24 protein-coding genes are annotated in these 22,914 nt (G+C 68.8%); 12 read left to right on the top strand and 12 right to left on the bottom strand.

The window, feature by feature from the left end:
• Nucleotides 1–91 precede the first annotated feature (91 nt).
• The 4 genes from EV190_RS00505 to EV190_RS00490 all read left to right on the top strand — a co-directional run bounded on the left by EV190_RS00505 (nucleotide 92) and on the right by EV190_RS00490 (nucleotide 4,316).
• Nucleotides 92–1,675, top strand: a complete 1,584-nt coding sequence (locus EV190_RS00505) for a type IV secretion system protein (protein ID WP_243742249.1) — start codon at nucleotides 92–94, stop codon at nucleotides 1,673–1,675.
• Between the two features lie 102 nt (nucleotides 1,676–1,777).
• Complete coding sequence (locus EV190_RS00500; RefSeq protein WP_133739413.1) at nucleotides 1,778–2,422, top strand: hypothetical protein; 645 nt, start codon at nucleotides 1,778–1,780, stop codon at nucleotides 2,420–2,422.
• Nucleotides 2,422–3,582, top strand: a complete 1,161-nt coding sequence (locus tag EV190_RS00495) for a C40 family peptidase (RefSeq protein WP_133739412.1) — start codon at nucleotides 2,422–2,424, stop codon at nucleotides 3,580–3,582. The genes EV190_RS00500 and EV190_RS00495 overlap by 1 nt, the downstream gene beginning before the upstream one ends.
• On the top strand, nucleotides 3,579–4,316 hold the full coding sequence (locus tag EV190_RS00490; protein WP_133739411.1) for a hypothetical protein: 738 nt from the start codon (nucleotides 3,579–3,581) through the stop codon (nucleotides 4,314–4,316). Before EV190_RS00495 ends, EV190_RS00490 begins: the two co-directional genes overlap by 4 nt.
• Nucleotides 4,317–4,369: 53 nt before the next feature.
• Here EV190_RS00490 and EV190_RS00485 read toward each other — a convergent pair whose 3' ends face one another.
• Nucleotides 4,370–4,687, bottom strand: a complete 318-nt coding sequence (locus tag EV190_RS00485) for a hypothetical protein (protein WP_133739410.1) — start codon at nucleotides 4,685–4,687, stop codon at nucleotides 4,370–4,372.
• Between the two features lie 403 nt (nucleotides 4,688–5,090).
• On the opposite strand from EV190_RS00485, the gene EV190_RS00480 reads away from it, so the two are divergent.
• Nucleotides 5,091–5,288, top strand: a complete 198-nt coding sequence (locus tag EV190_RS00480; RefSeq protein ID WP_133739409.1) for a CsbD family protein — start codon at nucleotides 5,091–5,093, stop codon at nucleotides 5,286–5,288.
• A gap of 51 nt (nucleotides 5,289–5,339) precedes the next feature.
• Here EV190_RS00480 and EV190_RS00475 read toward each other — a convergent pair whose 3' ends face one another.
• Both EV190_RS00475 and EV190_RS00470 read right to left on the bottom strand, forming a co-directional pair.
• Nucleotides 5,340–5,585, bottom strand: a complete 246-nt coding sequence (locus tag EV190_RS00475) for a DUF397 domain-containing protein (RefSeq protein ID WP_133739408.1) — start codon at nucleotides 5,583–5,585, stop codon at nucleotides 5,340–5,342.
• Nucleotides 5,585–6,400 carry a helix-turn-helix domain-containing protein gene (locus tag EV190_RS00470; RefSeq protein WP_243742248.1) on the bottom strand — a complete coding sequence of 272 codons (816 nt, stop codon included), beginning with the start codon at nucleotides 6,398–6,400 and terminating at the stop codon, nucleotides 5,585–5,587. Before EV190_RS00470 ends, EV190_RS00475 begins: the two co-directional genes overlap by 1 nt.
• Before the next feature lie 243 nt (nucleotides 6,401–6,643).
• On the opposite strand from EV190_RS00470, the gene EV190_RS00465 reads away from it, so the two are divergent.
• Both EV190_RS00465 and EV190_RS23210 read left to right on the top strand, forming a co-directional pair.
• A complete protein-coding gene (locus EV190_RS00465; protein ID WP_133739406.1) occupies nucleotides 6,644–7,012 on the top strand; it encodes a hypothetical protein in 369 nt (122 codons plus the stop codon).
• A gap of 85 nt (nucleotides 7,013–7,097) precedes the next feature.
• On the top strand, nucleotides 7,098–7,238 hold the full coding sequence (locus EV190_RS23210) for a hypothetical protein (RefSeq protein WP_166655344.1): 141 nt from the start codon (nucleotides 7,098–7,100) through the stop codon (nucleotides 7,236–7,238).
• Between the two features lie 19 nt (nucleotides 7,239–7,257).
• Here the strand turns inward: EV190_RS23210 and EV190_RS00460 are convergent, their stop codons facing one another.
• Nucleotides 7,258–7,857 carry a class I SAM-dependent methyltransferase gene (locus EV190_RS00460; protein ID WP_243742247.1) on the bottom strand — a complete coding sequence of 200 codons (600 nt, stop codon included), beginning with the start codon at nucleotides 7,855–7,857 and terminating at the stop codon, nucleotides 7,258–7,260.
• Between the two features lie 160 nt (nucleotides 7,858–8,017).
• On the opposite strand from EV190_RS00460, the gene EV190_RS00455 reads away from it, so the two are divergent.
• The gene (locus tag EV190_RS00455) at nucleotides 8,018–8,773 is read left to right on the top strand and encodes a glycosyltransferase family 2 protein (protein WP_133739405.1); all 756 of its coding nucleotides are present in this window, start codon (nucleotides 8,018–8,020) and stop codon (nucleotides 8,771–8,773) included.
• 18 nt (nucleotides 8,774–8,791) lie between these two features.
• Here EV190_RS00455 and EV190_RS00450 read toward each other — a convergent pair whose 3' ends face one another.
• Nucleotides 8,792–9,376 carry a hypothetical protein gene (locus tag EV190_RS00450; RefSeq protein ID WP_208112973.1) on the bottom strand — a complete coding sequence of 195 codons (585 nt, stop codon included), beginning with the start codon at nucleotides 9,374–9,376 and terminating at the stop codon, nucleotides 8,792–8,794.
• A gap of 151 nt (nucleotides 9,377–9,527) precedes the next feature.
• Here EV190_RS00450 and EV190_RS00445 point away from each other — a divergent pair, with 151 nt between their 5' ends.
• A complete protein-coding gene (locus tag EV190_RS00445; protein ID WP_133739404.1) occupies nucleotides 9,528–9,752 on the top strand; it encodes a hypothetical protein in 225 nt (74 codons plus the stop codon).
• Between the two features lie 220 nt (nucleotides 9,753–9,972).
• Nucleotides 9,973–10,449, top strand: a complete 477-nt coding sequence (locus tag EV190_RS00440; protein WP_133739403.1) for a hypothetical protein — start codon at nucleotides 9,973–9,975, stop codon at nucleotides 10,447–10,449.
• 373 nt (nucleotides 10,450–10,822) lie between these two features.
• On the opposite strand, the gene EV190_RS00430 is transcribed toward EV190_RS00440, so the two are convergent.
• The 4 genes from EV190_RS00430 to EV190_RS00415 form a co-directional block, all read right to left on the bottom strand.
• Entirely contained in the window at nucleotides 10,823–13,939 is a 3,117-nt protein-coding gene (locus tag EV190_RS00430) for a DUF3427 domain-containing protein (RefSeq protein ID WP_133739402.1), read from the bottom strand.
• A 175-nt stretch (nucleotides 13,940–14,114) separates the two neighbouring features.
• Nucleotides 14,115–14,486 (bottom strand): DUF3054 domain-containing protein, encoded by a 372-nt coding sequence (locus EV190_RS00425; RefSeq protein WP_133739401.1) that lies wholly within the window; start codon nucleotides 14,484–14,486, stop codon nucleotides 14,115–14,117.
• Between the two features lie 155 nt (nucleotides 14,487–14,641).
• Nucleotides 14,642–15,790: a S1 family peptidase gene (locus EV190_RS00420; protein ID WP_133739400.1), complete on the bottom strand. Its 1,149-nt coding sequence runs from the start codon at nucleotides 15,788–15,790 to the stop codon at nucleotides 14,642–14,644.
• Between the two features lie 553 nt (nucleotides 15,791–16,343).
• Nucleotides 16,344–18,524, bottom strand: a complete 2,181-nt coding sequence (locus tag EV190_RS00415) for a S9 family peptidase (RefSeq protein WP_133739399.1) — start codon at nucleotides 18,522–18,524, stop codon at nucleotides 16,344–16,346.
• Nucleotides 18,525–18,626: 102 nt separating this feature from the next.
• Here EV190_RS00415 and mshB point away from each other — a divergent pair, with 102 nt between their 5' ends.
• Both mshB and EV190_RS00405 read left to right on the top strand, forming a co-directional pair.
• A complete protein-coding gene (gene mshB / locus EV190_RS00410; protein ID WP_133739398.1) occupies nucleotides 18,627–19,487 on the top strand; it encodes an N-acetyl-1-D-myo-inositol-2-amino-2-deoxy-alpha-D-glucopyranoside deacetylase in 861 nt (286 codons plus the stop codon).
• A gap of 39 nt (nucleotides 19,488–19,526) precedes the next feature.
• A complete protein-coding gene (locus EV190_RS00405) occupies nucleotides 19,527–20,018 on the top strand; it encodes a hypothetical protein (protein ID WP_133739397.1) in 492 nt (163 codons plus the stop codon).
• Between the two features lie 130 nt (nucleotides 20,019–20,148).
• Here EV190_RS00405 and EV190_RS00400 read toward each other — a convergent pair whose 3' ends face one another.
• From EV190_RS00400 to EV190_RS00390, 3 genes are all read right to left on the bottom strand, one after another.
• Nucleotides 20,149–21,012, bottom strand: coding sequence for a site-2 protease family protein (locus EV190_RS00400; protein WP_133739396.1), 864 nt, complete (start codon nucleotides 21,010–21,012; stop codon nucleotides 20,149–20,151).
• Nucleotides 21,013–21,116: 104 nt separating this feature from the next.
• Nucleotides 21,117–22,451 (bottom strand): hypothetical protein, encoded by a 1,335-nt coding sequence (locus EV190_RS00395; RefSeq protein WP_133739395.1) that lies wholly within the window; start codon nucleotides 22,449–22,451, stop codon nucleotides 21,117–21,119.
• Nucleotides 22,452–22,503: 52 nt separating this feature from the next.
• Entirely contained in the window at nucleotides 22,504–22,752 is a 249-nt protein-coding gene (locus EV190_RS00390; RefSeq protein WP_133739394.1) for a putative acetyltransferase, read from the bottom strand.
• Nucleotides 22,753–22,914: the final 162 nt, after the last annotated feature.

Genomic DNA, 22,914 nt, shown 5'->3' with positions numbered 1-22,914 from the left:
AGCTGCGGGTTCTTGTCCGGCTGGTTCTCCTGAAATCCAGAAAGCGGACTGGGAGTCCGATAGTGACTTCGCTATCCGTCAAAACTCGCAGATGCTCTGGTCTGGTCTGGTGTGCAGGCCCTGGATTGCCGGGACATTTGGTAGCGGATTGGCTGCGGACACTGCGGCGGAGCAGTACGCAGTCCCGCTGCTTGAAGCGCAGGGGATAAATCGAACTGAGCAGCAGCAGATAAATCAAGGAGAAATTGATCCAGCTGATCTGACTTCGCAAAAGCAGGAAGAGTATCAAGAAATTGCTCAGAATATTGAGCAAACTTACCCTGAAGTTTACCCTCTCTTTGAAGGAAATCAGCAAGGGGGGCGTTTGGGGGTTGCGACTCTAGCGCTTTTTTCGTCAATCTTTGCTGGCGGCCTGATTCTTGCTGGCTCGGTTGCGCTTATTGTTCTAAAGATCGGATTTCTTCTCCTGCTTCTTTTTTCTCCGATTTTTTTGCTGATTGGAATTCATCCAGGATATGGGCGGACGGTCCTAATTCGCTGGATGGAAATGCTGTTGGGTTTGCTGCTTAAGCAAGTATTTGTTGTTCTTCTTATTTCTCTTCTGGTGATGTGTTACGGGCTGGTAATGGCAACGGATCTGGGCTGGGGCCTCCAGATGATCCTCCTGGCCCTGTTCACGCTGGCGTTGGTCGTCTACCGCAGACCGTTCGCGAATATCTTCGCCTCGGTGAATGCCAACACCTTCACCTCGCGCATGGTCAGGGACGCCATCAACAGTGATGTTGTCGGCAACAGCTCCATCGTGCTCCCGCCGGTCGCCTACATGAAGGCACAGAAGTGGGGGCTCAACAGGTCGGCCCAGATCGCTGGAATCGCGGCGTCCATTCCGGCTGGTGGCGGGAGCGCGATCGCCGGTGCGGCCGAGACCGCAGACGCGGTTCGAGGTGGTACCGCGACGGGGGAGAGTGCAGAGGTCGACGGCACCGAATCGAACGGTGAGCAGGCGCGCGTCCGGGGTACGGCCGGTAACAGTACGACTCGCAGCTCGGCGGCTCCGCCACCGCTGGACCTGAACGGGAAGGTAACGGGGACCCCGGCCAGGTCCGGTGGTGTCGCGCCGCAGCGCGACTCGTCCCAGGCGCCCAGCCTCAGCGGAACATCGGCGGCCAGCGGCGGTCTCTTCGAGGGGACGGGGGGATCGGGCGCTGGTTCCATCCCGCCTCGCCCGTCCGGCGGCTACACCGGTACCGGTGACACCGGCTGGGGTTCGGTCTTCGGGACCGGCTCCTCCGGCAGCGGCCAGCGCGCCGCTTCGACTCCGAGGGCGGGCGGAGAGGCGCCGCCCGTGTCCGGTTCGACCTCCGGTTCGGGGGCGGGCATGTTCGGCGGCGGTGGCCGCACGGAGACCCCGCCGCAGGGCAGCACGCTTCCCAGGGCCGCGCGCTGGGCGGGCCCCGGGACCCGTGGCGAGAGGCGGACCCCGCCACCGGCCCGACCGGGACGCCAGGCTCCCCCGGCCCCCGCGCCGCGCGCGAGCGGTGGGGACGGCGACAACTGGCTGACCGGGTCGGGCAAGAGCAACGACGCTCCCACCAGTCCGTTCTGGGCCGGGGAGGCCACCCGCCGCCGCGACCCCAAACGCGACGTCCCGTTCTGGCTCGACAGCGATGACTAGAAAGTCCCAACGGCGGGGGCCGCGCGCCATCCCCGGATAGGCGCGCGACCCCCGCCTGCGGAGTCCCTCAGCCACCAGACCCGACTCACCAGAGAGCCCCCCATGCCCAAGCCCCTCTCCGACGGTGCGCAGCGTCTCGTCTTCGGAGTCCTGGTCGTCGCCCTCGTCGCCTTCGGCATCTACTGGAGCGTGGGCGGCTTCGGGCCCGACGACCAGGAGGACCCCCAGGAACAGGAGCAGGAGGCGGTGGAGAGCGGCGAGGGCGGCGCAGACGGCCAGCCCGTAGCCCCCATCCCCACGACGGCGGCCGAGGACATGGCGCTCGCCGACTGGCTCCCCTTCTCCGAGGACGAGTTCAAGGCCGCGGCGGCCACCGCGCAGGCCTTCGCCGAGGCGTACGGAACCATCGACTACTCCGACCCTCCCGAGACCTACTACGACCGCCTCGGCGAGTACGCCACCGAGGAGTATGCCGACACCCTCGCCCAGAGCTCCGGCGCCGGAGCCCTGTGGGGCGAGCGCGAGGAGGAGGAAGCGGTGTCCACCGGGCGGGCGGACGTGCGCTCGATCCGCAGCTTCGACGAGGACTCCGTCGTCTTCGTCCTCAGGGTTCAGTCCGTCACCGAGGGCAATGACGGCGAGACCCAGAACCTCGGCGACTTCGCCGTCACGATGATCGGAAGCGGCCAGGCGTGGGAGGTCTTCGACTTCCAGCCGGCGGACGCGGGAAACTTCGGAGAGGGCTGATGATCAGGGCTTTCGTTCGTGAGGCTCCGGCAGACGACGGAAACTGCGCCACCCAGCTAGCGGTCGGCGTCGGCGTGCTGGTCGCGGGCGTGGTGGGCCTCGCGGTGCTCGTCATCCCGCTGGCCGCGGTGAACCAGAGCGTGGGAAGCCTTGTCGCCAACGGTCTGAGTTGCACGAGCGACGCCGAGCAGGTCGAGGCGTCCGGTTACGCGGAGGACTCCATCCCGGAGAACTACCTGGAGATCTACCAGGAGGTCGGGGAGGAGAAGGGCATCCCCTGGAACGTCCTCGCCGGTGTCGGCCAGGTGGAGAGCCACCACGGCCGCTGGGAGGGGCCGGGCATCACCGAGGGGCACAACGACTGGGGCGCGGCGGGCCCGATGCAGTTCGGCGCGCTGGACGGTTCTGCTGCGGGCAACAGTTGGGGCGGTGAGCCGATCATGCCGGTCGAGGACCGCCCCGAGCAGGGGTACGGCCAGGACGGCAACGGCGACGGGATCGTGAACGTGTACGACCCGGCGGACGCCATCCCGGCCTCGGCCGACTACCTGCTCGCGCACGGCGCGGAGGAGGACATACGCCAGGCGATCTACGGCTACAACCACGCGTGGTGGTACGTGGACGACGTCCTGGGCTGGGCGGAGCAGTACGCGGAAGGGGAGTACTCGACCGGGGCGTCCATCGCGACGGCGGTCAACTGCACCCTGAACGCGGCGGGGAACCCCATCGCGGTCGCGCCGGACGAGCTGTCCCAGGCGGTGGTGGACTGGGCGATGGACCAGCGCGGCAAGCCGTACGTGTGGGGCGGCACAGGGCCGAACGGCTTCGACTGCTCAGGGCTGGTGATGCGGGCCTACGAGAGCGTCGGCGTGACGATCCCCCGGGTCTCCCAGGACCAGTGGAACTACGGCCCGAGGATCGAGAAGGGCGACGAGCAGCCGGGAGACCTGGTCTTCTTCGACGTCCAGAGGGCGGGAGAGCCGCCGGGGCCGGGGCACGTCGGCATGGTCATCGGCGACGGCCTGATGGTGGAGGCATGGTGCACCAACTGCGGACCCATCGCCACACGGGAGTACGACAGCCCGAACCGGTCGGCGGTCATGGGGTTCACCCGGCCGCTGGAGGCATCGGAGGCTAAGGCGCAATTGGAGAACCGATGAGTGAGAAACAGGGACTTCATGGGGTCAAAGCGTTCCTGGTGATGGTCGGGTCGGGTGCGCTCGCTGCTCTCATAGCTGTTGGTGGGTTGGTTTTAGTAGTTAACTCCATTGGCTCCGCTGTGGTGGATGGTCCTTCTGGGGGGGACACAGAGGGGCAAGTTGGAAGTTGGGAGCCGGCGCCCTCAATGACTGAAGGGGCGCTCAACCTTTGTCAGACTCTGGAGACATCGGCTCAGGCTGGAGCGTTCAGATCAATGGGGCCTGAGAGGATTGATTCAGGGGATGGATACAGCGACCCTGGGCCTGGTGTTGACAGTAGAATCATCAGAGACAACTGTACTTGGGAAATATACTCCCCAGATGGAATGGAATGGAAATTCTCTCTCGAGTACGAGGCTCTTGCAGGTGGAGAATCGGAGAGTATGCGTGTCGATAGCGCGGAGAATGTTTTCTCATTAAAAAAGGAATCTTTGAGGGAAGATTTTGCTTCGGTTGTCAATGAAGAGATTATGGGTGACATGGCCGAAGAATCCTATGCGGTATATGGATCAAAGGAGGAGGGGGGAGTTCTCTATGCATTTTTGGGGAGAACAAGAAGTGGGGTGTTTCGGATTGATTTAAAGGCTCCGCCTTCTGCTTCGGAGAATGTGGATATTGAGAGTGAATTTCGAATTCTCGTTCGAAAGACGGTCCCTGTCGTTCATTCAAGGCTTGAGCGAATTCTTCCAGGATGAAATAGTTCTTGATTAATCTGACTCAATCAATTCTTCAGGCTCGTCCCAGTCCGTCAGTGTGAGCGTGAACCAGCGTTACTGCAGTCCCGTCTCGTGGGAGCCGTTTTCCTGGAGAGGATGACCGGCCTGTTCTGCTGGTCCACCCACAAGTCGAAGTTGATCTCTCCCAGTTCTATGCCGGTCTCAAGGAAGCCCTCATAGCCGCTCCTCGCCCAGCCGGCCGTGTCGTCCGCGAGTCCCTCCCATCGGGCGCTCTCCGCCCAGTGGGTCGTGCTGACCCCGTTGCTCTCCTCTTCTCCGGTGATCCGCAGAGTCTCGCCTGACGAGATGCTTCCGGTGACCTGGGAGCAGCTGATGTTCTCCGAGTCCATCGCGTTTATCCAGTACTCCTGTGGAACTTCCGCGTCGATCGGCTTCGGCGGCCCTCGCGGCGGAGGCGATCAGTGGGTCGCTGGTGAGCGGCGCCTGGCCCCGACACGTTCGCGCAGGGGCGGGCCGCTCACGTACTCGGTGGTCAGCCACGGCCGGTCCGACCGGTCGGCCCCGAAGAAGCGCGACACGAAGGAGACCCGCACCCGGCCAAGCGGTTCGGTCCCCCGTTTGTAGTGGTTCGCTTTCCCGGCGAAAGGGACCTTTCCCCCTCAAAGGCATGACATTGCAGGTCTGCGCATGAAGTACGGGGATGCGTGGTAGTAGGCCGCGCGAAGCGGCGTCGGCCGGCGATACGCGAGACAGCCGCTCACCGAATCCGGACCACACGCATTGGAGATGCGCATGGGTGCGAACAAGAAAGCCAAGGGCCAGCAGATCAAGGGCAAGGCCAAGGAGGCCGCGGGCAAGGCCACCGGCAACGAGCGGCTGAAGGCCGAGGGCCGCGCGGAGCAGACCAAGGGGCAGGCTCGCGAGACCGCTGAGGACTTCAAGGACACCGTGACCGGCACGGCCCGCGGCTTCGGCGACAGCCGGGACTAGCCGCAGAACCACTGAGGGGCGCCCCCGACGGGGGGCGTCCCTCTCCGCCTCTCAGGGGGTGTGCTTGAGTCCGGCGACAAAGGCCGCCCACTCGGAGGCGGAGAAGGCCAGGTGTCCGGCCCCGGGGTGCTTGGAGTCCCGAACGGCGGTACAGAGGGAGTAAGAGGCGACTTCAACGCAGTTTTCACTGTCGCCTTGGCTGTAACTGCTCTTGTGCCAGGGCAGAGCGACCTCGACGCAGTTTTCGCCTCTTCCGCTGCTGTAGCTGCTCTTCTTCCAGTTCAGCGGAGTCTCCATCACTGCTCCAGGGAGTCGATGATTGTGGCGATCAGTTCGTTCGACTTCGACGGGGTGAGTGCCAAGCTGCGAACGTTGTCGTACATCATCGTATAAGTACGTATTTCCTCGGGTTCTTCGAGGAAGAGGCCACTGTGCCCGGTTTCGATGAAAACGACGGGCGCGTCTCCTGCTTCGGGGAAGTCGAGGATGACGAACTGGCCGGTCATAGCGGAGTGAGCACCCGCACTGTTCGGTATTACCCGGATCTCGATGTTCGCCTGTGAGTTGGCTTCTACCACCTTGTTCAGCTGTTCGCGCATGACATCAGGGCCTCCCACGAGCCGCTGGAGAGCAGCCTCGTCAATGAGGGCGTGCAGAGTGAGGCGGTCTTCTCCGCTCAACGACGTCTGCCGTACGGTCCTGGCTTCCAACCGCCGCCGCAGTTCGGATTCGTCGCTGATTCCCTCTCGGAGCATCACGGCTTCCGCGTAGGCCGGGGTCTGGAGCAACCCCGGAACCAAGAGTCCGTCATAGGAACGGAGTAGGGATGCCTCTGCTTCGAGGCCGGTGTAAGAGCCTTCGCCGAGGACATCGGAATACTTCGCCCACCATCCCTTCTTGCGTGCGTCACGCACCAGAGCGAGTAGCGCTGCCTTCTCGTCAGCAGGAGTCCCGTACAGGTCAAGTAGATCGGCGACATCGTCGCTGCTGGGTTTGGTCCACCGGTTCGTTTCGATGAACGTGATCTTGGCGCGGCTCCAGCCCAGATCAGTGGCGGCTCGTTCCGCTGTCTTGCCAGCGGCTTCCCGGCGGCGCTTCAGCTCGGTGCTCAAGCGCTTCCGGCGAACGGTGGGGCTGCGCCGGGGCTCAGTCATCGCTTGGGTTTCCTCTCTTCGGCAGAGGGCTTCACCATCCTTACCACCCTTGAGCTACGAACCGTACTAGTAGCTGTTGAGCAACTTTCTGACCGATTTTTCTCTAACCGACTTGAATTCTAACGGTTAGAGTTTACTCTGTTTGTAAGCGGTTGATCGCTCCAAGTCGCGGTCGACCCCTACGCAGGGTGGTGACCCCCTATGTCCCGAACCCCCGAGGTCGAGGCCGTGTTGCACGGTCCCGAACTCCAGCCCCTCTATGCGCTGGCGGGTGAACTCCAGGTCCTGGGCCTGGACGCGCGCGTCGACGCGTCGGTGCTGACCGTGGACGCGGTCGTGCCGGTGGAGATGGCGATCCGCGACGGGTCGCACACCAGTGCCTTCCAGCGCGCGGTGCTGCGACCCGACCCGCACACCCGGCGCCCCTGGTGGTGGCTGCTGTGGCCCGAGGAGACCTACAAGTTCGGCACGGTCGCGCCCGAACTCACCCGCAACCTTCCCGCCGAGCGCACCCGTGACATGGCCCGCCGCATCCGCAACACCCTCCTGCTGGCCAGCCCCCTCACCTAGACCAGCCCGGAGGAAGGACGGGGGCGCGGCCCCGCACGGCCGCGCCCCCGCGCCTCCGGTCCCACGCCCGGAAAGGACGCCCCTTATGGCCCGCAACCGCGACTACGTCCCCCGTCACGCCCGCCCCCGCAGACCGCCGTCCCGAGCGGCGATCGTCCTCCAGGCCCTCGCGGTCCTGACCCCCGCCGCCCTCGTGGCCACTGTCATGATGGCCGTCGGTGTCTAGCCCGTCCTCCGGGACCGCGTCACTCGGCGGCGCGGCGGAACCGGTACCACTTCGGCGAGGTCTGGTTCATCGGCCACCCCAGGCCGGCGGTGTCCGCGTCCTCGGCCGAGAGGAGCTCCCACCCCGGGAACGCGGCCTCGACCTCCGCCTGCGAGACGCCCTCGACAAGCCGCCGGTACCGCGACGGCCCGAAGGCGAGCAGCAGCAGAGTGGCCCCTCGCGCGGCGAGCGCCGTCACGCCCCGCCCCTCCGCGACCCGCTGGTCCGTGTCGAGGCCCTGGAAGCAGCCGATGTCGAGGAAGAGGTCGAACGTTCCCAGGCCGGCCGATTCGAGGCCGGTCGCGTCACCCACGACGTAGGTGACCTCCGCCGGTCCCTTGCGCCGGGCGGCCTCGACGGCCTCCGGCACGATGTCGACGCCCACCGTCTCCCACCCGCGCCGGGCCGGTTCGGGGGTGAACTGCCCGCGTCCGCAACCGATGTCCAACGCCCGCCCGGGGCCGGACGGGCGCTCTTCCGCCTCCCGGTCGAGCAGGGAGCCGAGCTGTGCCCCGCCCGCGGCGCCGTAGCGCTCCCACGGAGTGAGGCCGAGACGGTACATCCACGCGTATTTCGTCATGGCCCCAAGCTAGAACGGTCCTTCAGCACGAGCCGGTCGCCCCACTGTTCCGCGTTCCACCGCTGGTCTTGGCGGCGGAGTCCTTCCGGGCCCGCCCCGGAGAGCGCTAGTGTCACGGTCATCGAGGGGGCCATCAGGCCCCGCTGGGCAGAGGGTAGCCATGACCGAGTTCATCTCCGTCGTCACGGCGGTTCACGCGCCGGGGGCCGGGCACCTGCCGGACGCCTACAAGTCCCTCCTCGAACAGGACCTCCCCGAAGGCTGGGAGTGGCGGTGGGTGGTCCAGGAGGACGGCGTGACGGACGCGGTCGCGCCGTACGTGCCGGACGACCCGAGGGTCTCCTTCGCGCAGGGGCGCGCCGGGTCCGCCGGTGTGGCGCGCACCCTGGCCCTCTCCCGCGCGACCGGGCGGTTCGTGAAGATCCTCGACTCGGACGACGTGCTGACCCCCGGAGTGCTCGCCAGGGACCTGCGGGCCCTAGCCGGGAACCCCGACATCGGCTGGGCCGCGTCCCGGGCGCTGGACCTCCTCCCCGACGGCTCCACCGTCGGCTTCGACGACCCGCCCGAGGGGCCGATCGAGCGGGGCGCCGTGCTGGAGCACTGGAAGGCGCACGGCTTCCGCTCCCCGGTCCACCCGGCCACGCTGTTCGTCCGGCGGGAGCTGCTGCTGGCCCTGGGCGGGTGGATGGCGCTGCCCGCGTCCGAGGACACGGGCCTGCTCATGGCGCTCGACGCCGTCAGCGGGGGATGGTTCACCGCCGAGGCCGGGCTGCTGTACCGCAAGTGGCCGGGGCAGGCCACCAGCCAACCCGAGCACACCGCCGAGAGCGAGTGGAACGCCCGGATGGCCGTGGTCGAGGCGCGGGCGCGCTCGCTCGCGGCCCTGGACGGCTGGCGGTTCGGCGCGGCCTGAACAGGGAGGCGCCGGGCGTCACGAGGTGATGCTGCCGTCCTTCCCCCGGTTCTCGGGCAGGAGCAGGCCCCGGGCGGAGTGCTGGTCGCCCAGGAAGGCCCCGCTCACGCCGAGGTCCGCCCGCGCGCGCTCGTGGAAGCGGTTGATCGCCGTGAACAGTTTCGTGTGCAGGGCCCGCCACTCCTCCAACGTGCCCTCGGTGGTACCGCGCGCCTGCCAGGTGATCGCGGCCATCGCCTCCTGAACGCCGTGGGCGGCGTCGATCACCGCGTCGCCGGCCAGCAGCATCACCCGCTCGAAGGCGAGCGACTGGTCGCCGACGGCATCGGTCAGCCCCTCGGCCAGGTCCTGTTCGGTCCGGGGAAGCGTCCGCATCCCCTCCCGCACCTCGTAGAGCAGCACGGCGGCGTAGCCGGAGGAGCGGATCTTGCCCACGTAGTCGGCGTAGGCGTCGAGCTTCTTCTCGTCCCACCGGGTGCGGAGCCCCAGCTTGTGCTTGTTCCGCTCCATCAGGTGGTTGGTGATGTAGGTCGTCACCGCCCCCAGGAGCACCGCCGCGATGGTGACGAGCTGCCCGACCAGGTCCACGCTTGCTTCCTCCACCAGACCGCTTCCGACTCCCCGGCCGCACGATCATAGAGGCGCGGGAGGGAGCGGCGACAGGGCGCCCCCTCGACCGCTTCCGGCCGCGAAGCCCTACATGCAGGGGGTTCCGGGCCCCCGCCGTCGGGGATGCCGTGCTGCGGGCCTGTGGGTGTTCCGTATCGAGGAGAGGGAGCGGCTTATTCGGTCGGTAGTCCTTGAGCGCGGAGAACGCCGCTTCTACGCGGAGAGCGGGAAGAGGATCGCCGCAGATTCCCACCCGTACGACGAGGAGCTCAGGCGGCTCGTCTTCTTGTCTCCGGAGGAAAGGAAGAGAATCCCGAGGGGCTACCCCGCTGCCGTCGATCGTCTTGGGAGGGAGGGAATGATCGGGTAGTCGTTTCGGGTTTGTGAGAGTCTCCTGGTGGAGAGTTCCTCGTGTGCTCGGTTCGATGGTGAATGCCGTCTGAACCTGAATGGCGTTCCGAGATTATCGCGGTTATGGTCTCTGCTCGCCCGAAAGCCGCCATGCTCCTGGGTCAGGACCGGTTCTGGATTGGCGAGCATGTGATGGGACCTGGTGAGTCCGGCAGATCCGGAAATGAAGGAGTGGACTGGTGAGTGAAGTGAACTCTACGCCTCGCATCGAGGATCTCCCCGACGGAACCAGGCGGATAGTCACCGCTGTGCGATGGAAAGGTTTCTACGAACACGACAACGTCTGTCTGGGGCGCGTCTATATCCTAATAGGCGGGGAGGCGGTTGTTGTCCTGAGTGAAGTCCTCGACGAACGCTTCGAATTTCAGCCCGGTATTGACTTCCCTAGTGCGGCCGGGAATCTGATAAGCCTGATTTCGGAGTATGGGATCGCGCTTCCTGAGTCAACTCGCTGGTATGAACACACTGGCCCCCATGCGGGTGATGAAGTATTCACTGACAATGAGGAGTATATCCGCGTGACTCATCGGCGTTCTGATGACTTCGGTGCAGAAATCTACGGTTACCATCGGCTCGCTCCGGAGGAAGTTCGGAAGCTGTTGTCTGATCTGCCGATAGCTTCAGTTGAAGAGGATATCGCCAGTGTGGGTCTGTGACGTGTTGTGGCTTACGTATTCTCGGGGAGTGTACTTCTCTGGAATGTCCGAAACGAGTATGGGTGTTGCCGAAAATCCATCTCGAAGTCGGAGAAAAAGTCTCGATAAAACGACGCCGAGCACTGGCGTTCGGGCGCGCGGCTGATCCTGCGCGGCCTGTTCCACGCGGTGGCGCCGAGCGGGGCGCCGATGGCCGAGGTCCGGCGCTGACTGGCCCCCAGGAGGTGCGCAGACGACCTGGAAGCGGTCGGCCTCATCGGGGAACGCGAGTGCGGCTCCGGAGCCGCTCGGTGGCCACGTCGCCTGTCCGGACCGGGCGGCCGTGATGTCCTGACTCAGAGAGGCGGTTCGGCGTGCGGCCGGTGCCGGACGGCTACCCCGTCGCGATCGCCGAGTACGTCCACATGTCCGCGGGCATCGCGTGGCGCAGGCGCCAGACGACCCCCATGGGCCTGCTCCCCTCATGGCTGACGTAGTCGGCGGGCCCCAGGAGCATCCAGGGCTGGGCGGTGCCGATGTCGGTGGTCTTGTAGCGGCGGACGAACAGCAGGACGCTGCTTCCCCGCTCCCTGTGGTGTTGGTAGCGCATGCCGGTGGGGGAGGACTCCGACGTCTGGTTCTGCGACTCCCAGTGGAAGAGGCGCTCGTTCAGTGCGTAGTCCCTGTAGCGGGTCTGGGGCGAGAAGTCCTTCTCGTCCTTGTCCAGGGTGACGAACAGGGCGTCGGTCGCGATGTCCGCGCACCACTTGACGCCTTCGCGGAAGGTCCCGGGCAGGGCGTTGCCGCCGAGCCCGCTCTGCCCGAGGGCGGGGAGGATCTCCTCGCGGCTGTACGAGGCGTGCACGGACAACGGGATCGCGGGGGAGGTGCCGGACAGCGGGACGGGGACGCGCTCGGTGCGCGCCAGGCCATAGGCCAGGATCTGGCGCATTTCGTCGCGGACGGCGGAGTGGGCTCCGAGGAGGTCCAGTCCTTGCTGGTAGGTCGGGAAGCCGTTTCCCGTCGGCCACAGCGAGAAGAAGAGCATCCGGACGAACGCTCGGCCTCGCTCGTCCAATGCCTCGTACGCGGGGGCGTCGTCCGCCAGAATCCGGGTGTACACGTTGATCCGCTCGGGATCGTCGGCGTGCAGGAACGCGGGCATCCGCCTCAGGAGTCCGGCCTCGCCCTCGGGAACGGGACCGGAGAGCAGCCCCGCGCGCCGCAGCAGATCCGTCCAGGAGCGCTTCGCGCGGTAGACGTCGGTGATGTCGCGGCCGCTCGCGGCCAGGTAACCGCTGAGGCGCGGCTCCTTGTGGGAGTCCACCTCCTTTGCCAACCGGGTGACGGTGACGTTGAGCTGGCTCTTGATGCCGGCCAGCACCGTCTCCTTGGCCTTGGGCTCCAGGACGATCTGGCACCCCGAGGGCAGCCGGGGGAAGTCCTGCTCGATGCCGTCGAGCAGGCGTTTGCGGTTGAGGTCGGTCAGAGCCCGGAACTGGTTCTCGAACCGGAACTTCTTGTGGTGCCGGCCGATGAAGTCGAGAACGGTCAGCACCGCCTTGCCTTCGGTGCGCCGTAGACCCCGGCCGAGCTGCTGGAGGAAGACGGTGGCGCTGGATGTGGGGCGGAGCAGCAGCAGGGTGTCCACGTCGGGGATGTCGAGCCCCTCGTTGAACAGGTCGACGGAGAAGACCACCTGGACGGTGCCCGCGCGGAGCCCGGCGAGTACGGTCTCGCGCTCCCCCGGTGTGCTCCTGCCGCAGAGGGCTCTGGCGGTTATCCCGGCCTCCTCGAAGAAACCGGCCATGAACTCGGCGTGTTCGACGGACACGCAGAATCCGAGAGCGCGCATGGCGCCCGGGTCGGCGATCTTGTCCCGCACGGCTTTGACCACCAGGCGGGCGCGGGCGTCGTCACCGGTGAGCAGGTTGCTCAGCTCGTCCCGGTCGTAGCCGCCGCGCTTCCAGGCCACCGCGCTCATGTCCGTGCCGTCGGCGATACCGAAGTAGTGGAACGGACTCAGCAGATCGTTGTCCAGGGCCTCCCACAGGCGCATCTCCGCGGCGATGCGCCCGTCGAAGAACTCGTCCTGGACGTCGGTCCCGTCCATGCGCTCGGGGGTGGCGGTGAGTCCCAGGAGCTCCTTCGGCCGGACGCGGTCGATGAGGGCCCGGTAACTGTCGGCCGAGGCGTGGTGGAACTCGTCGATCACGACCACGTCGAAGTGGTCGGGGGCGAAGGGCGGGAAGGACGAGGTGCTGAGGGCCTGGACACTCGCGAACACGTGCTTCCACGCGCGGGGCTTCGCGCCGCCGACGAAGAGTTCGCCGAAACCCGCGTCGTCGAGGACCTCCTGGTAGGTGCGCCGGGCCTGCTCCAGGATCTCCTTGCGGTGCGCGACGAACAGCAGGGTGTGGTCGGAGCCGTGTCGCGGACGCAGCCGTTTGTAGTCCAGGGCCGCCATGACGGTCTTCCCGGTTCCGGTCGCGGCGACCAGGAGGTTGCGGTGACGGCCGTGGACGCGGCGCTCGACCTCAAGGCGTTCCAGCATGTCTCTCTGGTGCGGGAAGGGGCGGACTTCCAGTCCCGACAAGGTGACCACGCGACCGGTTCCGGGACCGCCGCCCGCCGCGATGAGGGCCTCGTCGAGCCGCTGGGCGTCGGCGGCGGGGTCGTAGTCCTCGAAGGCGGGCTCGCTCCAGTAGGAGTCGAAGGTGGCCTGGAACTTCCTCAGCACCGCTGGAGTGGCCACCGAGGACAACCGGACGTTCCATTCGAGGCCGTCCAGGAGCGCGGCTCTGGACAGGTTGGAACTGCCGACATAGGCGGTGTGGTAGCCGGTGCCGCGTCGGAACAGCCACGCCTTGGCGTGGAGCCGGGTGGACCGGGTCTCGTAGTTGACCTTGACCTCGGCCTCGAACTCGGAGACCAGCCGGTCCAGGGCGCGACGCTCGGTGGCACCCATGTACGTGGTGGTGATGACCCGGATGGGCGCGCCGCGTTCCCGGGCGGCCTTGAGCGGCCGCTCCAACCAGCGCAGGCCGTGCCACTTGACGAACGCGCACAGCAGGTCGATCCGGTCGGCGGTGGCCAGCTCGTGGCGCAGTTCCGAACCCAGGCTCGGGTCCTCGGGGGAGTTGGTGATCAGCGCTGCCTCGGACAGCGGGGTGGCGGGCCGCCGGGTGTAGTCGGTGGAGTCGTCGGCGGAGGCGAGCGCGAGGAGCTCGCGCGGACCGTCCGCCACCCGTTCGAGAAGGTCCTTGGTCCCGTCCAGGGTGGAGAGGGCGCCGAGGATCTGGTTGGCGACCGCGACCTGGTCGTCGAGTGGAAGACCGTCGAGGGCCCGCTCCACCCGGTCCGCGATGTGCCGGGCCAGGACGCGTGGTGAGGAGTGCTCGCCAACCTGCTTGCGCACCACCCGCCAGCCCTCGGCCTCCAGTTCCTCCACGCGCTGTTCGAGCCGGTTGGTCAGCAGCTTCTCGTAGAGCCCGGTGGGAGGGTGGGGCATGGAGGAGTCCTTCGTCGCGGCTTTCGGGGTGTTTCCAGTATCAGCCGTCGACAGGACGTCTTCGGGGTGCGGTTCGGGGCGCGAGTGCGGTCAATGCCGCGTCCGCGGGCCGCGGCCAGGACCTCGCGCGTGGCGGGGACGGTTCCCCAAGCGCGGTGCCGGGGGCGCGGGGACGCTAGCGCGCGGCGGACCCAGCCCGGCGGGACAGGACCCAGGACGCCACCGCGCGCCAGCCGAGGAGCCCGGCGCCCAGGAACAGCGTCGTGACGACGATGAACGACACGGCCGTTCCCGCGCCGGAGACGGCCCGCAGCGCCATCGCCCCGATGACGGTGACGGCCCACAGCCCGAGCCCGGTGCGCACCGGCGCGGCGGGGGCCCGCCACGCCCTGGTGGCCAGCCAGCCCAGGGCCAGCGCCGCGGCGAACGGCCACAGGGTGGCGGCGACGCCGAGCAGCGCGTTGCCCTCGTCGTGGCTGGAGCGTCCGATCAGGACGAACAGCAGCACCACGGCCGCGTCGGCGAGGAGGGCCCACAGAGAACGCATGCGGTCAGCCTAGTGGGGCCCCGCCGGGCCGCCGGGTCCCTCCCCCGGCCAGGAAGGCCCTGGAGGGAACCTGGGGCCAGGGCGGTCCGGGCACGGGGGAACCGGTCGGCGCGGGGGATGGGGGCGCCGACCGGTTCGGTGTCAACGGCGGGGGGTCAGCCGGTGACGAGAGTGAGGTTGAAGTAGGACAGCAGCGGGTTGATCGGCTGGAAGTAGGTGGTGCCGCCCCAGGTGCAGTTGCCCGATCCGCCCGAGGTCACGCCCTGGGCCTGGGTGCCGGTCAGCCAGGAGCCGCCGGAGTCGCCGCCCTCGGCGCAGGCGGTGGTGCGGGTCAGCCCGGCGACCGAGCCCTCGGCGTAGTTCACGGTCTGGTTCTTGGACTGGATGGTGCCGCAGTGCCAGCCGGTGGTGGAACCCGAGCGGCAGACGGAGGAGCCGTTGGCGGCCTCCGACGAACCGGTGACGGTGATGTAGCTGCCGTTGTAGCGGTTGACCAGCGGGGTGACGGTGTCGGCGCTGGTGATGCGCACCCACCCCATGTCGCGGCCGGGGAAGTAGGACCCGGCGATGGTCCCGGTGGGGCTGGTGGTCCGGGTGCCCACGTCGCCGCAGTGCCCGGCCGTGGCGAAGCCCGGCCCGCTGCTGTGGCGGACCGAGAACCCGACGGAGCACCGGTAGCCGCCGAAGTAGTAGGCGTTGCCGCCGATGACGTTGGCGAGCAGCTTGGGCTGCTCGGTGGTCTCCTCGACGCGCACGGCCTTGCCGTCGACGTCGGCCTCCGCGACCAGGGCCTCGGCGGCCTCGGTGTCGCCCTCGAGGACGGTGATGACGACCGAGTCGTCGGCGGTGTCCACGTACCAGCCGGTGACGGAGTCGTCGGCCTCCTCCGCGACCGTGTTGAGGTCCTCGACGATGGCGTCCAGGGCCGGTTCGCCGAAGTCCACGACCTCGGCGTTGGCGCCGGCGGCCTCGACGGTCGACACGGCGGCGGCGTCGGTCACCGAGACGGTGAGCTCGCCGCTGTCGATGTCGAAGTGGGCGCCGCCGAAGTCGGAGCCGAGGGTCTCGCGCAGCCCTTCCTCGACGTCCATCGCCTCGGCCTCAGCGGCCTGGAGCTCCTCGACCTCGGCGGTGGACAGGCCGAGGTCGCGCTTGAGCGCGCTCAGCTGGTCCCCGGCCTCGGCCGCGGTGGGGGTGGTCTCCGTGTGGACGGGGGCCGCCGAGGCGAATGGCGCGGCGGTGATCACCAGGCCTGCTGTCAGGATCGTGCCGCCCAAGGCACGGAATACGGAGGATCGCTTCATGACCCTGCCCTTTCTGGGTTGGGGGAACCAGGGCGGAACGACACGCTGGCGAACGGGGACCCAGCGCGTCCTTCCTTGGCCGGCGTCCCTCCTTGTGGGATTCGGACGCCGACCCCCGTTTACCGGGCATTCGGTAAACGATTTGAAACCATAAGTCATGGGCGACAGTTCGCAACAGGTCGGTCACGGAGAGGAAAGTCCCGTTGTGTCGAATTGATCTTGTGGTGACTGTTCCGGGGTGTTCCCCCTCGCTCGGGTGCTGACGCGAAAAGCGAAGCGAGGGGCTGCGTTTGGCCACTCGGTCAGGATTCCCAAAACTTTGTCAATGTTTGGCAAGGTCTGGCGACTGGCCGGATGAGGCCAGATCGAGTCGGCTTTCGGCTACCGAGTGTGCTTGTCCGACTCAGAAAAGTAGCTGTTTTTGTGTTCGGACAGCGGGCGGGGAAGGCCGCCCCGCGACCTTCCCCGTTACGCGGGTGAAACGTGTTCAGCGACGGAACCCGGTGCTGGGTGCCCGATCAGCAACACGTTCCTGGCAGCCGCGCGAGGAGCCTCACCCCTGGTGCTCCCGCCGCGGCGCCAACTCCAGAGCGTCGCGGAGGAACGCGACCTGGAGCAGCAGCAGGTTCTCCGAGACGGCCTCGTCGGTGGGCATGTGCGTCGCCCCCGACAGCGGCAGCACCGTGTGCGGCCGCCCCGCCGCGAGCAGCGCCGAGGACAGCCGCTGGGTGTGCGCGAAGACCACGTTGTCGTCGGCCAGGCCGTGGATCAGCATCAGCGGGCGCGACAGCCCGGACGCGTCGGACAGCAGCGAGTCCCTGACGTACCCGTCGGCCTCGGTGCCCGGATGGCCCAGGTAGCGCTCGGTGTAGTGGGTGTCGTACAGCCGCCAGTCGGTGACCGGCGCGCCCGCCACCGCCGCGTGGAAGACGTCGGGCCTGCGCAGCACCGCGAGCGCGGCCAGGTAGCCGCCGAACGACCAGCCGCGGATGCCCACCCTGGTCAGGTCCAGCCGGACCCCGAACGCCTCGGGCGCGGCCCGCAGCGCCTCCACCTGGTCGGCCAGAACCACCTCCGACACGTTGCGGTGGATCGCCTCCTCCCACTCCAGGCTGATCCCCGGAGTGCCGCGCCCGTCCGCGACCAGCACCGCGAATCCCTGCTCGGCGAACCACTGCGAGGTCAGGTAGGCGCCCTGCGCGTTGAGCACCCGCTGGGCGTGCGGACCGCCGTAGGGGTCCACCAGCACCGGCAGCGGCTCGGAGTCGGGGGAGTACCAGGACGGCAGCACCAGGGCGGCGGGGATGCCGCGCTCCCCCAGCCGCCGGATCCGCACGTTCACCTCGGGGAGCTCGGGGGCCTCCGCGAAGCTGGCGACCTCGACGACCGGCGACTTCGCCTCGGCGCTCACGTCGCGCAGCACCACCGTGCGCACCCCCGGCCGGGACAGGTCCCGGCGCTGCATGACCAGGGTGCCGCCGCGCAGCCGGGCCGAGTGCACCCCGGAGGCGTCCGCGTCGGGGAACCGCACCTCCCGGTGGACGAGCTCCTCGCGGTCGTACATCCACAGCCGCACGTCGCCGGGGGCGTCGGGCGGGGAGGCCGAGTACAGGATCCGGGGCCCGTCCACGTCCAGCAGGGCCCGCACGTACTGCCCGGGAACGCTCACGGTCTGGCTGCCGAAGTACAGCATGCGCTCGTGCTCCCGGTGGAGGCCGATGCACAGCAGCTCCCCGGAGGAGTCGAACGCCGGGACGCCCGGCATGTTCTCCACCCAGGTCCACGAGCTCTCCGTCCAGATGTCCAGGACCAGGCCGGTGACCGGGTCCCCGGTGAACACCCGCACCTTGTGCTGGGAGCGGCTCTGTGCGCTGAAGGCCACCGTCGGGACGCCGTCGCGGCCGTTCGTCCAGCCCGCGGTGACCAGGTAGGGCAGCTCCTCCCGGTCCCATTCCAGCCAGACCGGTTCGGGCCTGCCCGCGTCGGCGCCCCCGTCCACCGCGAGCGCGGCCAGCCGGACCTCGGCGTTGTCCGTTCCGGCGGCCGGGTAGGCGATGGCCTGCGCGGCGGCAGCGGGGTCGCCCGGGTCGCTGATGTGCCAGCGCGACACCGCGGAGTCGTCCACCCGGGCGGCCAGCAGCCAGGCGCCGTCCGGTGACCACCACATGCCCCGGTACCGGCCCATCTCCTCGGCGGCGATGAACTCGGCAAGGCCCCAGGTGACGTTCTCGCCGTCCGGTTCGGCCACGATCCGGTCGGCGCCGTCGCCGACCGCGATGACGTGGATCGCGCCACCGCTGACGTAGGCCACCGAGTCGCCCCCGGGGGAGATGACCGGGTCGACGACCGGTCCGACCGCGGGCAGTTCGCGGGGCGCGCCGTCGTCGTCTCCCAGGCCGACGTGGTAGAGCCTGCCGGACAGGGTGAAGACCGCCCGGGTGAACGACTCGTCGACGCTGTAGGAGACGATCCCGCTGCCGGCCTCGCGCAGCCGCTCGCGCCGGGCCCGTTCCTCGGGCGGCAGGTCGGCGCCGGTGTCCCCGATCGTGCGGGGGTCGGCGACCACCCGCTCCCGGCCGCCGTCCACCTCCAGCGTCCACAGGCAGGTGGCGGAGTCGGTGCCGTGCCGTCCGCGAAGGAACGCCACGTACCGGCCGTCCGGGGAGATCTGGAACGCCCGGGGGACCCCGATCGTGAAGCGCTGGGTGCGGGCTTGTTGACGTGGGAAGGTCATGGTCCGATTCTGGCAGCCGATCCACCGGAAGGGGGTGCGGACCCGTTACGGGGCGGGGTTTCGCGGCGCCGAGCGCGGGACGGTGCGGGTATCGTCCCCGGTATGAGAGACCGCCGCCTGCTGCTGGTGCACGCGCATCCCGACGACGAGACCATCGTCACCGGCGCGACCATGGCGAAATACGCGGCCGAGGGCGCCGAGGTGACCCTTGTGACCTGCACCCTCGGTGAGGAGGGCGAGGTCATCCCGGAGGAGCTGGCGCATCTGGCGGGCGACCGCGAGGGCGGGCTGGGCGAGTACCGGGTGAAGGAGCTGGCCAAGGCGTGCCAGGCCCTGGGGGTGCGCGACCACCGCTTCCTCGGCGGCGCGGGGCGCTACCGCGACTCCGGCATGATGGGCGCCCCCGCCAACGACGACCCCGCGTGCTTCTGGCAGGCCGACCTGGAGACCGCCGCGCACGAACTCGCGATGATCATCCGCGAGGTCCGCCCCGAGGTCGTCGTCAGCTACGACGACAACGGCGGCTACGGCCACCCCGACCACATCCAGGCGCACCGCGTGGCGAAGCGGGCGTTCGGCAAGGCGGCCGAACGCGCTCTGCCCGGTTCGCCCTGGCAGACCCGCAAGCTGTACGCGGTCGCGCACCCCCGCGCGGTCCTGGCGGAGTCCGTGGCGCGGCTGCGGACCGACCCCGGGCCCTTCACCCCGCCCGCCTCCATCGCGGACATCACCCCCGGCACCCCCGACGAGCTGGTGACCACCCGCGTCGACGCATCCGGCCAGTGGGCCGCCAAACTCCTGGCGATGCGCGCGCACGCCACCCAGATCACCGTGGCGGGAGGACTGTTCGCGCTCTCCAACGACATCGCCCAGGAGATCGACGCGGTGGAGTACTTCACCCTGCTGCGCGGCCCCGTCCCCCGGCGCGGGCCCGAGGGCTACGAGACCGACCTGTTCGCCTGACGCCCCGACGCGCCCCGACCGGGCGCTACGCTGCGAGACGTGCGCACTCCCACACCCGACCCGGCCCATCCTGCGGCGGGACCCCCCGCCCCGGTGGACACCGACGTCCTCGACCACCGGCTGGGCACCGCGCTGGCCGTGCTGAACGGCGTGTTCCTGACACTGCTGGGCCTCGTCGCGGGGGGCGCGGTGGGGCTGTCGGCGAGCTGGTTGTCCTGGCTCTGGCTGGTCGGAGCGGTCGGCCAGGGACTGGCCGTGGTCACCACGCTGCTGGTCCTGGCCACGCTGTTCGCGGGCTCCCGGGCCCTCGGCTGGAGCACCGGCGCCAAGTGGGGGCCGGGGGCGTTCGCGCTGGGCTGGATCGCGTCGAGCTTCGCGTTGATCGGGGTCTCCTACGGCGGCGACGTGCTGATGACGTCGGCCCCGACCAACTACCTGTTCCTGTACGGCGGAGTGGCGGCCGTGGTCATGGGCGCCGTGCTCACACCCGACCCCGCTACCGCCCGGACGCGTCCCCGGGGCACTCCCTAGTGTCCGGCCTGCGGCGGTCACCCCGGTGGTCTTGACCTTTCCGGGGTCTCGGAGGTGATCGAGACCCCGGAAAGGTCAAGACCACCGGGGTGGGGACACGGGAGGGGGCGGCGGCCGCCCCGACCGGGCCCTACTGGAAGGGCCGCAGCATCGCCTGTCCCCAGCTGAGGTAGAGCTCGTTCACGCCGACCAGGGTGAACAGGGCGAACACCGCGTCGAGGAAGACGGCGTTGACCGGGGGGCACCACACCAGGGCGAAGACCGCCACCGTGCCGAAGATCCCGGCGTTGCGGCCGGGGAACCAGCGGCCGAGGCCCGCCGCGATCGCGTCGAAGGCGTCGGTGCCGGGGACCGGGAGCAGGTTGAGCAGGGCCGCGCTGACGTTCAGGAAGCACAGGAACATCAGCGACACGATGAACCAGTTGTTCGTGGTGGAGCCGGCCGGGACGAGCCAGAACACCGCGGCGGCCAGCGCGGCGGCCAGCACCGCGTTCACCGGCAGTCCGGCCAGCGCGACCAGGGCGCGGCGTCCGCGTCCGGGAACGGCGGCGCGGTCCAGGTGCGCGGCCGGGCCGTTCAGGCCGAACAGGCCGACCAGCGCGAACGCCACCGGGAGCAGCAGGCCGGCGGCCAGCTCGCGGAAGGCGAAGGGGTTGAGCCGAAGGTAGCCCGTGCCGCGGAGCGCGCGGTCCCCGAGGCGGTAGGCCGCCGCCGAGCGCGCGTACTGGTGCAGGGTCAGGCAGACGATCCAGCCGCCCAGGATGAACACGAACGGAGCGTACGCGGTGTCCGGCCCGAACACGGCGGCCTCCCCGCGGGTCCACGACAGCCATCCGGCCATCGCGGTCACCCCGACGAGCAGGACGAACACCGGGCTGGGCGCGAAGTCCAGCCTGCTGGGTGCGGCTTCGGCCGAGGAACCCGGTTCCGCCGGTACCACCGGCCCGGGCTCGCCGGTCGCGTTCTCCTGCGCTGCCGACTCGGACGTGGACATGCTGCTCCCGCTGCTCGCGAAGTTCGTGGATCCGCCCTCGGGGAGGACTACTGCCAGGCTATGGGGTTCCCCGGACCCGAGCGCATGGGGCCGGGACCCGCCGCTCAGATCGACGCGGACGGGGTCGTCGCGGACACGTGGATGGCGGTCAGCGCGAACGCCCGGCCCACCTTGGTCAGCCGTTTTGAGCGTCCCTCGCCGAGCAGGTCCCGGCCGCCCACGCAGCCCAGGGTCTCCAGCAGCCAGACGACCGTGATCAGCACCGACCGGACATGGGAGGTCTGCGGGATGTCGCCCGTCGTGTCGTGCTCCCACCCGGCCTTGCTCAGCACCACGCGGGCCTCCTCGGCGATGTCCACGTCCTCGTCCCGGCTCGGGGTCACCTCCGAGCGCGGGGAGCGCAGCAGGAGCAGACCCAGCAGCGTCTCGGTGGCCGCCTGCTCGAAACCGTTGGTGACCAGCACGCTCTCGGTGACGGCCCGCCACAGGTCGTCGATGCTGTCGTGCAGTTGCCGGCCCCGCCGGGTCAGCACCAGCCTCCGGCCGGAGCGGCGCACCGCGCGCATGTTGCGCAGCAGTTTGTGCAGGGCGATGATCTGCATGACATCGGTCTCGCTGCGCGGCGGGGAGGGCGTGGTCGCCCAGTCGAACTCCGCGCACAGATCGCGCACCACGGTGGGGGAGATGTAGCCGATCTGGGTCAGGCCGATGCCCTCGTCGGCGTAGTCGAGCAGCCGCTGCACCGGGGCGAGCGCCTTGGGGGCGTCGTGCGGGATCTCCGCTCCGGACACGATCTGCCCGCGCAGCGGAAGCAGGTGCGCGCGGTGCGGATGGGAGCGGGAGGACAGCCACTCGGCGACCCTCTCCTGCCGGATCCTGTCCAGGCGGCTGTGCCCCTGGGGGTCGGGCTGGGTGAGGAAGGTCCTGGCCCGCTCCTCCTGGGCCGCGCGCCAGCCCCGGGTGCCCGGACGGACCTCACCCGCGGCGATGGCGAGTTCCAGGGCCGCGGAGGTGGCGTGGTGCGCCTCGATCTCGGCGCGGCCCAGCGCGGTGCCCCAGGTGAGCTCGGGCAGGTCGGGCGGGTCGATCCCGGACGAGCGCATGTTGCGCTCGTAGGCCGCGACCCCGTTCTCGTGCGAGACCGAGTAGGCGACGAGCACCTCGGTGGTGCGCTGGGACACGCAGATCTCGGCGTAGCGCGGGAGGTCGAGCAGGCGGAACAGGGAGCCCAGCGACTCGGCGACGAAGTTCCACTCGCTGGAGTCGGCGGCGAACCGGACGGGCAGCACGTGCCAGCAGAACTCCTGGACCGCGCGCTGGGTGAGCGCCTCGAGCCCGTTCCCGGTGACCAGGGTGTCCAGAGCGCTCTGGGCGGTCTGCGCCGCGGTCGGGTCGACGCGCGCGAGTTGGGCGAGGGCGGACGCGACGGTCTCCTGCATGGTGTGGGCTGGCCACCTCCTGCTTCTGGAGTACTTCCCTGGAAAGTACCGGTTATGACTCCGGTGAGCCGCGGCGCCGGGGAGGCTGCTGCGGCACGATCCGGCTCGCGACCACGTCGGCCTCGTCGACCTGTGCCACGGAGCCGTCGCGGCGGCGCAGGACCAGCACACCGTCACGCCACGACTCCAGCACTCCGACGATATCCCGGAACCGGCCGTCGGGAAGTCGAAAGCGCACGGTGGCGCGCCGACCGATGTCCCGCGGGGCCAAAGAGTGCGCCAACCGCGCCACGTACCCCACTCCGCGCACCCCCGATTGCGTTTCCCGTCCCGAGCACCGCAATACTAGAGACAGCGATATCTGTGTCACCGGCCGTCCGGCTCCCGGACCCCGGGGCGGTGCCGGCTCTGTTCCGGGTACCCAGTCCCGGGTCCCGAGAACGCACCGTACTCCGGATGCCCG

This window comes from Actinorugispora endophytica (assembly GCF_004363075.1).
Classification (GTDB): domain Bacteria; phylum Actinomycetota; class Actinomycetes; order Streptosporangiales; family Streptosporangiaceae; genus Actinorugispora; species Actinorugispora endophytica.
Note: the sequence above shows the minus strand (reverse complement) of the source record. Positions and strands in the feature narration are given on the sequence as shown.